Here is a 13,682-nt window from a genome sequence, read left to right as displayed (position 1 = left end):
TTTCGCTTACTGCCCCCACTTCATTTCAAACACGAGGAACTTCTCGTCCGGTCTTGGCGCAAACTGCAAGTTTTTGGCCACCGCGTACAGGTCGCCCTGCTGCCAGAGCGGCACCCAAGCCGCTTCTTCCACCAGACGATGCTGCAGCTCGTCAAACGCCTTCTTGCGCTCTGCCGGATCGAAAATCGGCAACGCTTTTTGAATCATCGCTTCCACGTCTTTGTCGTAAAAGCCGCTGTACGGTGCTTTTTCCGTAAACAAGTTTTCAATCGTTCCCTGCGCGTCAAAAGCAGGTCCCCAGCCGAGAATGAACATGTCTTTCATTTCATGCTGGCGAATTTTCGCGAGATGGTTCCCCCACTCGTTCGCCTGCACGGTTACTTGAATCCCGATCCGTTGCAATTGCGAAGCGATGGCTTGCGCGACGTGCGTATCCATCGGATAGCGGCCGTTCGGCGTATCAAGAGTCAGCTTCAACGTCTTCGGATCGATGCCCGCTTCTTTGAGCAGAGCAACCGCCTTGTCCGGATCGTAGCCGTAATCTTTCGTCTCCGTATAGTCGGCATTGACTTTGGAGAGCGGGCCTGTCATCTTCGTCCCGTTTCCGTTCAGCACGGATTTCAGCAGTTCGTCCACATCAATCGCGTAGTTCAGCGCCTGACGCACACGCTTGTCTTTCAGCGGCCCCTCATAAAAAGTGTTCAGCGCCAAATAGTTGATTCGCGAAGATCCGACCAGCTCGATCTTGCCGTTTTCGCTGCTTTTTACGCGCTCGACCGAGTCGACCGGCACGTTTTTGAACAAGTGAATTTCCCCGCCGAGAAAAGCGGACAGCCGCGCGCTAAACTCGGGAATAATCCGGAAGGTTACCCGCTTGATCGACGGCGCTCCTTGCCAGTATTCTTCATTGGCGACCAGCTTGAGCGAATCGTCCCGCGTCCATTTGTCAAATTTGTAAGCGCCTGTGCCAACCGGGTCTGTAGCCGCTTTTTCCAGGCCGACTTCCTTTGTATGCTTCGGGGCCATGATCAACAAATCATCGGCGATCCTGAGCAAAAGCGTCGGGAATGGCTGCGATGTAATCACTTGAACAGTCTGGTCGTCGATGACTTTGACTTCCTTGACGTCCTTCCATCTGGAGCGGTAAAACGAATTGTTTTTTTCATCCAAAATGTAGTCGATATTGAATTTGACCGCCTCGGCATTGAACGGCTCGCCGTTCGTAAATTTCACCCCTTGGCGCAGCTTGAACTCCCATGTGAGCGGGTCGATGTTTTTCCATTCCGTTGCAAGGACCGGAATCAACGCGCCTTTTGCATCTCGGTCGATGAGCGGATCGTATATGTTGCGAATTTGAATATCTGTCACGTAGTTCACGTCCGTATTCGCCAGCATCGTGGCAGCATCTGCCTCGAAGCCGATCACCAGCTCTTCGGGAACGGAAGCGGGGGCCGCTGTGTTTTCGGTTCCGCCTGCAGGCTGTGGAGTGGCTGGCGCAGTAGGCGTGGTGCCCGCCGTCTCCGGTGTGCAGGCGGCGAGCAAAACGGTAAAACAGATGAACAAGAGCAGAAACAAATGATTTTTTCGTAACATTTTCATCCCCCTCGTCTTGTATTTCGGAGTGATATAACGAAAAATTCCGAATTAACTTACATTTTAACAAAGTGACTGTTTCTTGCTACGTATGTTTCTATGAATTTCGCGAGGAAAACTTGTAAATTTTAACGAAAAAAGCGAGACCGCCATAGTCATTGCCCCCGGGATTTTCTATAATGAAAGTTGGATGAAGCTTCCATAAGCGATTATCAAAATTTTGCAAACAAAAGGGTGGCCCTATGAAACGAGAGCTGAGTCACAGACAGTTGCAAATGCTGATTCAAGTGTCCAACGCGATCAACTCTACCCTGAATCTCGATATGGTCTTCAACACGATTATGCGAGAGACGCTGGCCGTCATCGAAGCTGCGGATGAAGGCTATTTGTTTTTGTACGATCCAGAGGAAGACATGCTCGTCGCCAAAAGCATTTTCTTGCGCAGCAACGACATTCTCTCCGTCGTCCGCCTCAAGCCGGGAGAATCGATGACCGGCATCACTTTTTTGAACAAGGCTTGCACGCATTTCCCTGACCGGGACAGTGTCTATCAGGCTACGCGCACCATGTCACCGGGCAACCAGGCCAGGCTCACGGCAGCCGATCCGATTTTTCCGTACTCAGCCGCCTGTGCCCCGATCATGACCAACGGCGAGTGCATCGGAGTCATCACGCTGGACTGCTTCCACCCGCACAAATCGTTTCAGCCGGAAGATTTGCAGCTTTTGGAAGCGATCTCCCATCAAGCCGCTGTCGCGCTGGAAAAAGCCAATCTGTACCGGGCGCAAGAAAACTCGATTTCCTTGCTGGAAGAACTGAACGTGCAAATGAATCGGCAAAACCAGCTGCTGAACCGCTCGCTGGAAATTCATCAGCACCTGGCGCGACTTGTGTTGCACGGAGAAGGCTTGCAGGCGATCTTTACGTATTTGCATCAGTTGCTGGGAAAAACGTGCCTGTTGCTGGATCAGACGGGTGAACTGATTGTCGCTTCGGTCGAGCCGCTTCCAGCAGCTACGCAAAATCAGCTTGCCAACCTCCGCGCTTTTCTCCACCCGCTGCTCGTCAAGGCGACCTCGCTCCCGCTGCCGGAAGCGCCCCATACCTTGATCGATTGCGTCCTGTTCCCGATCGGGGCGAAAGCGAATTTTCTCGGCTATCTCGTCATCGTCACCACGGAAGCGCTGGAAGAAGTCGATCGCGCAGCTTTGGAGCATGCCAGCACCGTCATTTCCTTTGAGCTGGTGAAGAAACAGGCGATTTTTGAAACCGAGCAAAACTTGAAAGGGCAGTTTATCGAGGAATTGTTTGCGGGCAGGATGAGCGAGCAGCTGACTGAGCAGGCGAAGCATTTGCAGCTGGATGCGAGTCGGTTTTATCAGGTACTGACGATTCATTTCGAAGCAGACAAGCTCGACTTTGCCGAGCTGTACTCTTTGATTTTGACGGTACGCAGACACTTGACACAGCTGGCGGCAGACTTGTTCCTGAAGCGCTTCCCGCACGGCTTGATCGTAGCCAGACACGATCACCTCATTTTGCTGCTGTCCTATCCGCAATCGGTTGCCGAAGCAGAGGCTCAACGCTACTTGAAGGAACAGTGCCAAATGTTTGCCGACTACGTGGCGAACAAAAAGTGGGGGCTGCGTGCAGCCTTTGGAATCGGCAGCGTCAAGCGCGGGCTTTCCGAGGTGTACAAATCGTCGGAAGAAGCGGTCAAGTGCCTGCAATTTTTGAAAAATTACAAAACAGGCTCGTCCTACATCAGCTACAGCGAGTTGGGAGGCAAACGCCTGCTCTTGCAAAACAGTGCGGACGAGCTGACCGACTACGTGCTGGAAGTATTGGGGCCGCTCCTTTCCTATGAAAAATCGCGCAAACGGGAATTTTTGCAAACGCTTGCCGCCTATGTAGCCAACAGCCTGAAAATGAAAGAAACGGCGCAAAGCTTGAACATCCATCTGAACACCCTTATCTACCGGATCAGACGCATCGAGGAAATACTCGGTATCTCGCTGGCTGTCAACAAGCACTTCATGGACGTCTGTCTCGCGATCGAAGTGTACGGGCTGCTGGAGGTGCAAGTCGAGCAGCGGATGAGTCAGTTGCTTTCGCCTGCCCGTTAGTGTGGTTGGTGTGCCTGTCATGGTTGATTTGCTATGAAAAAAAGCGAGAGTCTCGCTTCTGAACTGCCCTCTGTAAAATAGACAGGAAATAAAAAAACACGTTAAGTAACCTGAGTCTGTCCGTCTGTATGAATCACGAACTCAGGTTACTTCATTTTTACTAGAAACGCTTACGGTTGTAGGTTCAAGGGGGAAATAAAGGTGAACAAACTATTATCAGCCCTATTTACTGCTATTTTTTATTGTGCCTTGTTGGCTTTTATAGAATACACTCCAATGAATATGCGCGAAGCAAATACATATTACTTTTCATACTTTAGTTTACTGCTTATATATCTCACATACTCGGTTCCGTTTTTGATAATCGTCGGGATACCTTTCTCCATCTTCATTGAGAAAATGGAAAGTAGAATAGCATTTACCTCTCTTGTCAAAAGGTATTGGTTTAATGTCGGTCTATATATCCTATCGGGGATTATGGTAGCCTTATTTTTCTCTTTGCTCTCGAAAGGAAACATCCTGTTGAGATTACTCGATTTTGAAGGATTCTTTATTTATATCATTCCCTCAATTCTTTACTACCACTTTTTACTACTTAACAGTCTATGGATCAAAAATTAATTTGTCAGGAAGACAGGAAATAAAAATTCATGAAGCAACCTGAGCTCAGCATTCGTCGAACTCAGGTTGCTTCATGTTTACAGATGCCATCATCCATCGCAAGCTACAGGCGTCACTTGTCGAACTGACGAACTAATGCCCCACCATCCAAGGCCGCTTGCTCCCGTGCTGGCGAGCAGGTGCGTGCTGCCCGTGGGCATGTCCGTGGCTGCATCCCGCTCCGTGATGTCCATGCGACTCTTTTTGCACCACTTTCGGTTCCACGCCGCGCTCGATTCTTTGCCGCAGTGCTTGTGGCGTAAAAATCAGTCCCGGAGCGGAATACAGCCGCTTTGACTGCTTTTGGCATTCCGGGCAGTCGACGGAATCAGTCACTTCGCTTATTTTCAACCATTGGATGAACGGGCCGCATTGTTCGCACAAATAGTCGTATCTCGGCATCGTCTCTGCTCCTTTTTCGGCAATTTTTCCGCTCTGTGGTCGCCTTTTACCTCGGCAAAATATCGCGGTCGAAGATGCTGGTCGGGATCGAAATCGTGCAGCAAGCGTTCGGAATGTCGACGATTCCGGCGATCCGTCCCTCCACTGGCGCGGTTCCCAGCAGCATGTACGCCTGCTCGCCCGTAAAGCCCATCACGGTTTTCAAATACTCAATCGCGTTCAGGCAAGCGTTGCGATAGGCGACATGCGCGTCCATGTACAATTGCTGTCCGGTCGTCTCGTGTACGGAAATTCCTTCAAACACGAGGTATTCCGTGAAGTGCGGCTCTACCGGGCCTGGCTTGAACACCGGATTGTTGATGATGTTGTACTTCGCCATGCCGCCCTTGATCACGTCGACATGCAAGTCGAGCCAGCCCGCCATCTCGATGCCGCCGCAAAACGTAATTTCTCCATCCCCTTGCGAAAAGTGCAGGTCGCCCATGGACAGCTTCGCGCCTTCCACATAGACAGGGAAGTAAATTCTCGTCCCTTTGGACAAGTTCTTGATATCGCAGTTGCCGCCGTGCTCGCGGGGAGGCACGGTACGAGCCGCTTCCCGCGCAATTCGCTCAAACTCGGCTCCCTTCAAGCTGCCCAAAACAGCACTGTGCGGGGTGGGCAGATTCGCCAACGGCGGCACGCGCTCCGGATCGGTCAAGACCAGATCGCGTTCTCTGCGGTTCCAGCGATCCAGCAGCTGATGAGACGGCGCCGTTCCGATCAGGCCGGGATGGAGAATCCCCGGAAATTTGACTCCCGGCAAGTGGCGGGAAGAGGTGTAGATGCCGTGAAAATCCCAGATCGATTTCGCGGCTGTCGGGTAGTGATCGACGAGGAAGCTGCCGCCATTCTCCCTGGCGAAAATGCCGTTGAAGCCCCATTCCGATTGCGGCAACGCTCCAATATCCAAAATATCGACGACCAAAAGATCGCCAGGCTGTGCTCCGTTGACCCAAATCGGCCCGCTCAGCACGTGCACGCGATTGAGGTTGACGTCGCGTATATCTGACGGATCGTCGTTGTTGCTGATTTGTCCATCCGTCCAGTCTTTGCATTCGATGCGGAAAACCGCTCCGGGATTGACGGATACTGTCGCGGGAATGTCAGGATGCCATCGATTGTGTCCGGGTGTATCCTGTTCCTCCATCGGTTTGTTCAAGTCGACGCGAAATAATACTTCTGGCATGCTGCATCCTCCTTTATCTGCTGTAGAATGAGTGCTGCTCAGTGAAGGATGGAAGCAACATGCATGCCAATGACGGAAAATTCTAAAAAATTAACCATCCGCGATTCTTTTGCCTATATTTTCCTGTATACTAAGTGGAGAGCCTGTCGCAAAACAGGTCAGCTTGCGACTGCCCATGCTTGTTTTCTTTTCGTACACTTGTCCCACAATCGGACAGCCACAATCAACCATTTTACCAAGAAGGGATGCGAGTACCATTACTGAAGCCGGCGTGCTACTCTCGTTAATCGGAGCTTCATCCGTCATCGGGCGTTCGCATCATCGCGCTGTCTCTCACGCACTCTATCACCCTCCTGATTCCTTTTACCAGCACAGATTGCACCACCATTCACATGTACAAACGATTCTTTTGTCATGCACGGCTCCTGCCTGCTCTTCCTCCGCCATGCCAGACAGCCTTTGCCCTATACACCGCTTACAGCGAATGGAAGAATGGCACATCCCTGCTTGCTCCAAAACACCGCTGCCGTTCTTGTTCACACCAGGTTCAAGCTTTTGCCCTGCCTCTCGTCCCAACACACCTTCTCAAGCAAGCAATCTGTCCGAGTCAGCTACTAGCTTGCATGTCGCGCAGCACACTGACACTGCCTCAAGCTTGTCCATCCATCCGCAGCCCGATTGGCGCCGCTTGCTCTTTTTATGGGGAGAAAAAAGCCGCGAGCCGATCCTTGCGCTGGATGCAGCCCGCACGGTCGTGTTCGCCTCCCGCACGGCTCGTGAGCAATGCGGTCTTCACACCGGAATGACGTTGGAAGAACAATGGTGGACTTCCTTGGAAAAAGACTGGAGCATCGAAGAACAGTCCTTGGAGGATGCTGCCGGGACGCGGCTTTATTTGTTGCGCACGCGAACCGCTCCCTTGCCTGCCCGCACAGAACCGCATGTTTTCCCGGCGATCGCCACGAACAGTCCGCTATACCGCAAGCAGTTGCAAACAGCGCGGATTGCCGCGGCTTCGCTTTCCCATACGCTGTTATTGGGCGAAACAGGTTGCGGCAAAGAAGTGTTAGCCAAAGCGATCCACGATTCCAGCCCACGCAAAGACGGGCCGTTCATCGCGGTCAATATCGCTTCGCTCCCCAAAGATTTGCTGGCGAGCGAGCTGTTCGGCTATGCAGATGGTGCCTTTACGGGGGCAAAAAAGGGCGGGCAAATCGGAAAATTCGAAGCGGCAAACCACGGCACCTTGTTTCTCGATGAAATCGGAGAAATGACGCTTGAACATCAGGTGCTGCTGTTGCGCGTGCTGGAAGAGAAAAAAGTCACGCGGCTTGGCTCCCATACGGAAAAAGAGCTGGATGTGCGGATCATCGCCGCGACCAATCGACTTTTGGAGGAGGATGTGCGAAACGGGTTGTTCCGCGCTGACCTGTTCTATCGGTTAAACGTCCTGCCGATTCGCATCCCGCCGCTGCGCGAGCGAAAGGAAGACATCGCCGCTTTGGCAAAGGAGTTTCTCGGGCAACTGCATGAACAATACAAAGGCGGGCCAAACGCCCTTTGCGAAACGGCCCTGCTCGCCCTGCATCAGCACTCCTGGCCGGGCAATATCCGCGAGTTGCGTAATGTGATGGAACGCGCCTTTTTGCACGCCTTTTCCGAAGCAAGGATTTCCGTCCAACACCTGCCGCCAGAGTGGGCTTGGACGACCAGCACTGAGCAAGCACCGCAGGCAGACGATCCGTCTCCGTTGCTGCGGACGTTGGAGAAGCAAACCATTCTCCAGGCGATTCAGGATGCTCCTTCCATGAGCGCCGCAGCGAAAAAGCTCGGCATCGCCCGCAGCACCCTGTATCGAAAAATGGGCGAGCTAGGGATCGGACAGCTTAGCGATAGCCGAGCCTGAAAACGTCTTTTCCATACATGGCGCGCCCGCAAGCCTTAGCAAGATTCGGCCAGGGCGCGCTTGATTATGTCCCTCGCCTCTTGTGCCACCCGTGTATCGCCCGTGTCTTTTGCCTGCCTGTAAATCAACATCGGAATGTACACAGCCATCAGACGAGCCAACAGCTTCGTTTCCTCGTCTACTTCGCCGTATTCACGGAAAAAATCATCCCGCGCCTCTGGCGGCAAAAAGCTGTAGGCGATGTTCAGATCACAGCCGGGATGTCCGATGCACATGTCTCCCCAATCAACGATTCCTGCGATCTGCCCGTTTGGAGTCACCAGCATATTTTTGAAGTGCAGATCGCCATGCATGAACACTTCCTTCGGCTGCAGACGTTTCGCATTCAGGTCGTGCAAGTAATCCATAAGGAGCGATCGGTCGCTTTCCTCGAAAGGCAAGTGCGGATCAGCCAGCAGCTGGACCATTTTTGCTTTTCGTGCTGCAACATCCAGCAAGGCCCGGTGATCAGCAAGCACGCCGTTCTCTTTGGCAATTGCTACTGGGAAGGCATGCAGCCGCTTTAAAAATCGCGCCAGGAGCGGCCCGGATGACGCCCGTTGCTCGTCAGTCAGCCCTACTGGAAACTCTCCCTGCACATACACGTACCCCAAAAACGGCACGGGATACTCGGGCGTCCCTTCCCCGTAAAAAAGCGGCTTTGCATACGGGAGTGTTACGTACGGAGCAAGCTTGGGCAAAAGTCGGCCTTCTCGTCCGATCAGCTCCACGGCGAGTTTTCTGCGCGGGAAGCGAAAGACGTATTTTGCTCCAACCAGATAAACCGTATTGTCCCATCCGTCTCCCAGCCGCTTTACCCGCATGGACGAAAGCGCGGGAAACTGGCTGTAGATCAATGCTTGCGCCAGCTCCTGCGTGACGTCCCACTCCGCTTTCCACGGATTTGCCTGTGTCATTTTTCTCACCTCTTTTTTGGTTGAATAAACTGGCAACATGGCATCCCGCAGGCAAAATAGTCTCACTTGCTGCTAATAGCCACGTGCCAAAGCTTTTCCATTATACGTCAGATGCGAGCGGCATTTGAGTTGTTTTTCCTGTAGATCGCCAGCGGGCTTCTCTCCGGCTGAAGGCAGGTGGAGCGATGGAACGGCGCGCGCGTTTTTTCTCCACCTTGTCTTTGGTTCAGCCTGGTTTTATGGACGATCTACGGGAGAGTGTGACTGTCGTTCTGACCCGCCTATTCCTCCCGGTTCTTTCAAATAGCTTAACGAAGCTGTGATTGTCTTATTTATAATTTTTACCTTACCATTCTTTCAAACAACCTTCGAGGCTACGCCTTTCCGTCTTGACTGCTCTTTCCTCCTGATTCTTTCAAATATCTTCGGGGGCTATGCCTTTCGCCTTGACCGCTCTTTTCTCCCGATTCTTTCAAACAACCTTCGGGGGCTACGCCTTTCCGTCTTGACCTCCGATTCAGTCTCTCTCCCAGTTTTTTCAAACAACCTTTTAAAGCTATCCCTATCGCTTTGAGCGCTTATTCTTCCCGCTTCGTTTCGATAGAAAGTCCGTCCACATGCTTGCGCGCCATCAGTTTGCGTTTTTTACGGTTTTCTTTTGTTTCAAACACGATGTCCATGTCGTAATCGTCCGGGTACAGCTCCTTGCCCTCAATGTGCAAGGTGAGACGCTTTTGGTTGATTTTGAATTTCTGATTTTGAATCAGCACGCCCACGTTCCCTTTGCCATCCTCCACCGTGCACACGATACCCGTCCGGCCTAACGAAGACACGAAGACGCAATCTCCGATGGCAAAACGCTTTCTGCCGCTGAGCGCGGGGGTGGGGGAGTCTGCCTGTGACTCTTGCTTTGCTAGTTCTGTGCTGGCTGATCGAGCTGAGCTATCAGACCTTTTTTCGCTACTTGACCGTTCTCCGTCACCATGCCGTTCTCCGCTATCCAGTCGTTCTCCACCACCTGACCGTTCCGCGTTACCCAGCCACTCTGAGCTACCCAACAACTCCGATTCTACCGCAACCACCTGTTCGGCAGAACCCATCTGCTCCACCAAAGCTCCCCCCAAGAAGCCTTGCCCTCGCCCTGCCTCCCTCTCCTCTTCCTTCTCCTCGACCCGATGAACAAAATCCTCCCCTCCTGCTTGCCCCACCTCGGAAGCCATCCCCGCTTGCGTCCGGGCAAAACCATGCTGGTTAATCTCCCGCGAACGCTCGATCATGGCTCGCGGAATCCCCAGCTTCATCGCGATTAAAAAGGCATAGCTGTGGCCCGCCTCGCCAATCCGCAAGCGATAGAGCGGCTGCAACGTCTCTTCGTCAAACTCCATGCGCGCATTTTGGAAGCCTGCGGTCGCACTTGCAAAATTTTTGATCTCGTTAAAATGAGTCGTCGCGATCACCGTTGCGCCCCGCTTGTGTAGCTCCTCCAAAATGGCAATCGACAAAGCCACCCCTTCCCCCGGATCGGTGCCGGAAGCCATCTCGTCAATCAGCACGAGAGTCGAATGATCGGTGACCTGCAAAATTTCGATGACGTTGCGAATGTGCGCGGAAAACGTACTCAACGCATGCTCGATGCTCTGCCCGTCGCCAATATCGACGGCGATGTTGCGGAAAATGGCAAACTGGCTGCCTTCCTTCACAGGCACCAGCAAGCCCGATTGCACCATCGCGGTCAAAAGGCCGACCGTTTTGAGCGTCAACGTTTTTCCGCCCGTATTCGGCCCGGTAATGACCAGCGTTTGAAAGCTTTTGCCAATCTGAATATCGAGCGGAACCATCTGCCGCCCCATTAACGGATGACGCGCTTCCTTGACGTCAATCCGTCCCTGTTCATTCAACTCCACATTCACTGCGCCCAACGCCAAGGCGTACTTCGCTTTGGCGAACAAAAAGTCGTACATCCCGACTGTGTCCACGTTCACATGCAGCTCTTGCGAAAATTCTTCGGCCACTGCCGACAACTGCATCAGCACTTTCGTCACTTCCCGCGCCTCTTCTGCTTTCAGCGCGGACAGCTCGAACTGCACCGCTCCGATCTCCGCAGGCTCCATATAGACCGTTTGCCCGCTCGCCGATTCGTCCAGCACACTGCCTGCCACTTGTCGGCGATGCTCTTTTTTAATCGGCAGCACGTATCTTCCGTTGCGCATGCTGATCATGTTTTCTTGCAAAATCGAACGGTATTTGTTCATCAGCGTATCGAGCTGCCGTTTGAGCCGCTCTTCAAAGACGACGATTCGCTTGCGTGTTTTCAGCAAATCTTTGCTCGCCGTATCCACCACCTGACCGTGCCGGATGCACTGCTCGATTTCCGTCTTCAACCGACTCAGCGTGTACATCGTCGTCGCGTAAGAGCTGACACGCGGCGCCGCTTCCGCTTTGCTCGCCATGTACTTGGAAAGCTGGGCGCAGCTCACGAGAAACTGATGCAGATGGGAAAAGTCTTGTTCCGTGAACACATACCCCGTTCCCAGCAGGGACAAAATCATCTCCATTCCTTCCAGCGAAGGAACAGGAACGCTCGCCCCTTGCTGCAACAGCGCTTTGGCCTCGGCGGTTTCGTCCAGTTTTTTGCGCAGCACTTTGGCTGAATCGAGCGGCTGCAGCTGTTCGACGTGCTGCCTCCCGGCGTACGATACGGCGTACTCCATCAATGTTGCTTTGATTTTGTCGTATTCCAGTCGTTGCAATGCTTTTTCGTTCAAAGTAAATCGCTCCTTTTGCTTTTATCGTGTATGCCCCTCAACGAAAAAAAGGGCGGAGAATGAACAAACGTCATTCTCCGCCCTCTTTTTGGGTCCATCCCTACCGATGCGCACGCAAACCGTACCCTAACAAGACCGCCAGCCGCTTGATCAAAAAGCAGGCAAACGATCCAAAAAGGGAATAAAAAAACCGCGCTGAACACAGCACGGATTTGGGCGCAATGATAGGTTGAAAACCTGGAGCAGTGATGATATCCGTTGTTCTTAACTAATTCCAAGGCAGGAAATGGGCCAACGCAAATAAACTTTGCAAACAGCGCAAAATTTTGGTGGGATTACTCCTTGCCTTCGATATGGAATTGATCTAGTTAAGAACTACCGCCGACATCAACATCTCTCCCTTGATAAGGTTAGTTTCACTATAGCGCACCGTTCCGGCAGCCGTCAAGAATGACAGCGACCCATCGCTCTTGACTGGCTGTTTCGCTTCGCACTAGGAGCGCAGCCGCAAAAGCTTCGCGGCTTCCTCGTAGCGCTTCTGCCTTTCCCGGTCTTGCTCGGTAGGCACTGCAATCCGCGACAAGTCGAGATTGTCCTCGATGTCGCCCAGCTTCACCACTCGGGCAATCGGGTCTTCGCTGGCCCGCCTGATAAAGTCTGGATAGCTTTCGCCTTCGCGTCTGGTCAGGGCAATCACGGCTGAAACAATCGCTTGGGAAAAACCTGCTGCCCGCAAATCTTCCTCCGTGATCGCCGTGTCTTCCAAAACGTCGTGCAAAACCGCCGCGATTCGCGTCTCGTCCGTCGGCATTTTCAGCATGACCCGCAACGGATGCAGGATGTACGGGTGATTGCCTTTGTCGGTTTGGCCCGCATGCGCTTGAGCCGCAAGTGCAATTGCTTTTTCCACCGTTCCCATCTTCCTCGCCTCCTTGACACTAATAAGCCCTTGTCCTTCTATGAGCAGCGCTCCACCTCAGACCGCCTTTTTCTTCTGAGGGCAAACAGACACAGTCCGTACAACACAGAAGCTGCCACGCCCATGTAATACATAGGCGAACCTGCGCTAAAAAATACCCCGCCGACCTTCCAGAACAACAAGACGGTCACGCCTATTCCGGCTGCACCGTAAAGAGCCAGCTCCACGAAAACCGCTCCGGCACTCCTGTTCAGACGCAGCAATCGCATCAACCGATCGATCACGAGGGAAGCAGGGATGCCACACGCAAAAACCAGCGGAAAGGTAATCATGGCTGTAGGCAACATCATGAAGCGATCGTGAAAAAAGACGAGTGCGGCACCGAGCGTAAACAGGAAGCTGGTCATCATAGCGGCTATAAAACGGTCTGCCATGACGAAACATTCCTCCTTCCTATGCCTTGCCCGCTTCCGCCATCGCAAGATTTTCGCGCACAAACAAGTCCGGATACGCCAGCACAAGCCCCTGCTCATCGACCGTGATGTTTTCCACAAATGAACCCGCCCGATACTCAAAGACAGACGAACCCGCATCAGCCGAAAGCAGCGTATATTGCTGCCTCACTCGCCGCCAGGTCAACTCGTAAGCCGAAAAGTACACGACGTCAATCTCCTGCGGCACATGCGGGGCAAATGACAGCCTTCTGATCGGCAGCGTATTCGTAAACGGCGTGCAGGAAATGTCAATATCCACACAGCCCGCCAGTTCGGGGATTGGCTCACCTTCCGCATTTGTCCACTCCCCCTGCCCATCTGACAAAAGGCACAGTCCGTCTGTTTTTCCCAGGTGACGAATCGTTACTTTTCTCGTCGCCCACTTGCTATCCAGTTCAATGACATAGTGGGTTCTCACCCATTCGCCCTGTTCGTTCATCCCCATTACAAGGCTGTCAAAAATCAACCGCTCATTGCTCTCGCTAATTTCCAGATGCTCGAAGCCCAATCCGCTATGCGGCTTCCAAATCACATTAGCAGGCAGCATGCCTATACCCCCGATCACACGTTCTCATTTCTTTCCATCCCCAGTTTACCACGCATTGGATGGAATTGGAATCTAGCAAACACAAT

10 protein-coding genes are annotated in these 13,682 nt (G+C 52.7%); 2 read left to right on the top strand and 8 right to left on the bottom strand.

Going from position 1 to position 13,682, the window contains the following annotated elements; all coding sequences use genetic code 11:
- Positions 1 to 6 precede the first annotated feature (6 nt).
- Positions 7 to 1,593, bottom strand: coding sequence for an ABC transporter substrate-binding protein (locus tag EDM60_RS16080; protein ID WP_167470317.1), 1,587 nt, complete (start codon positions 1,591 to 1,593; stop codon positions 7 to 9).
- 242 nt (positions 1,594 to 1,835) lie between these two features.
- On the opposite strand from EDM60_RS16080, the gene EDM60_RS16075 reads away from it, so the two are divergent.
- Positions 1,836 to 3,719: a helix-turn-helix domain-containing protein gene (locus EDM60_RS16075; RefSeq protein ID WP_122964890.1), complete on the top strand. Its 1,884-nt coding sequence runs from the start codon at positions 1,836 to 1,838 to the stop codon at positions 3,717 to 3,719.
- Positions 3,720 to 4,472: 753 nt separating this feature from the next.
- Here EDM60_RS16075 and EDM60_RS16065 read toward each other — a convergent pair.
- Together EDM60_RS16065 and fmdA are read right to left on the bottom strand one after the other, a co-directional pair.
- Entirely contained in the window at positions 4,473 to 4,781 is a 309-nt protein-coding gene (locus EDM60_RS16065; RefSeq protein ID WP_122964888.1) for an FmdB family zinc ribbon protein, read from the bottom strand.
- Between the two features lie 46 nt (positions 4,782 to 4,827).
- Complete coding sequence (gene fmdA, locus EDM60_RS16060; RefSeq protein WP_122964887.1) at positions 4,828 to 6,009, bottom strand: formamidase; 1,182 nt, start codon at positions 6,007 to 6,009, stop codon at positions 4,828 to 4,830.
- A gap of 619 nt (positions 6,010 to 6,628) precedes the next feature.
- Here fmdA and EDM60_RS16055 point away from each other — a divergent pair.
- A complete protein-coding gene (locus tag EDM60_RS16055; RefSeq protein WP_229049708.1) occupies positions 6,629 to 7,915 on the top strand; it encodes a sigma-54 interaction domain-containing protein in 1,287 nt (428 codons plus the stop codon).
- Between the two features lie 35 nt (positions 7,916 to 7,950).
- On the opposite strand, the gene EDM60_RS16050 is transcribed toward EDM60_RS16055, so the two are convergent.
- From EDM60_RS16050 to EDM60_RS16030, 5 genes are all read right to left on the bottom strand, one after another.
- Complete coding sequence (locus tag EDM60_RS16050; protein ID WP_122964885.1) at positions 7,951 to 8,871, bottom strand: phosphotransferase; 921 nt, start codon at positions 8,869 to 8,871, stop codon at positions 7,951 to 7,953.
- A gap of 578 nt (positions 8,872 to 9,449) precedes the next feature.
- Positions 9,450 to 11,636 carry an endonuclease MutS2 gene (locus tag EDM60_RS16045; protein ID WP_122964884.1) on the bottom strand — a complete coding sequence of 729 codons (2,187 nt, stop codon included), beginning with the start codon at positions 11,634 to 11,636 and terminating at the stop codon, positions 9,450 to 9,452.
- A gap of 493 nt (positions 11,637 to 12,129) precedes the next feature.
- Positions 12,130 to 12,555, bottom strand: a complete 426-nt coding sequence (locus tag EDM60_RS16040) for an HD domain-containing protein (protein ID WP_122964883.1) — start codon at positions 12,553 to 12,555, stop codon at positions 12,130 to 12,132.
- Between the two features lie 38 nt (positions 12,556 to 12,593).
- A complete protein-coding gene (locus tag EDM60_RS16035) occupies positions 12,594 to 12,989 on the bottom strand; it encodes a hypothetical protein (protein ID WP_122964882.1) in 396 nt (131 codons plus the stop codon).
- Between the two features lie 19 nt (positions 12,990 to 13,008).
- Positions 13,009 to 13,596: a putative glycolipid-binding domain-containing protein gene (locus tag EDM60_RS16030; RefSeq protein ID WP_122964881.1), complete on the bottom strand. Its 588-nt coding sequence runs from the start codon at positions 13,594 to 13,596 to the stop codon at positions 13,009 to 13,011.
- Positions 13,597 to 13,682 lie beyond the last annotated feature (86 nt).

It is taken from the genome of Brevibacillus parabrevis, assembly GCF_003710905.1.
In the GTDB taxonomy this organism is placed as follows: Bacteria; Bacillota; Bacilli; order Brevibacillales; family Brevibacillaceae; genus Brevibacillus; species Brevibacillus parabrevis.
The sequence above is the reverse complement of the archived record's forward strand: the minus strand, read 5'-3'. Positions and strand labels throughout refer to the sequence as shown.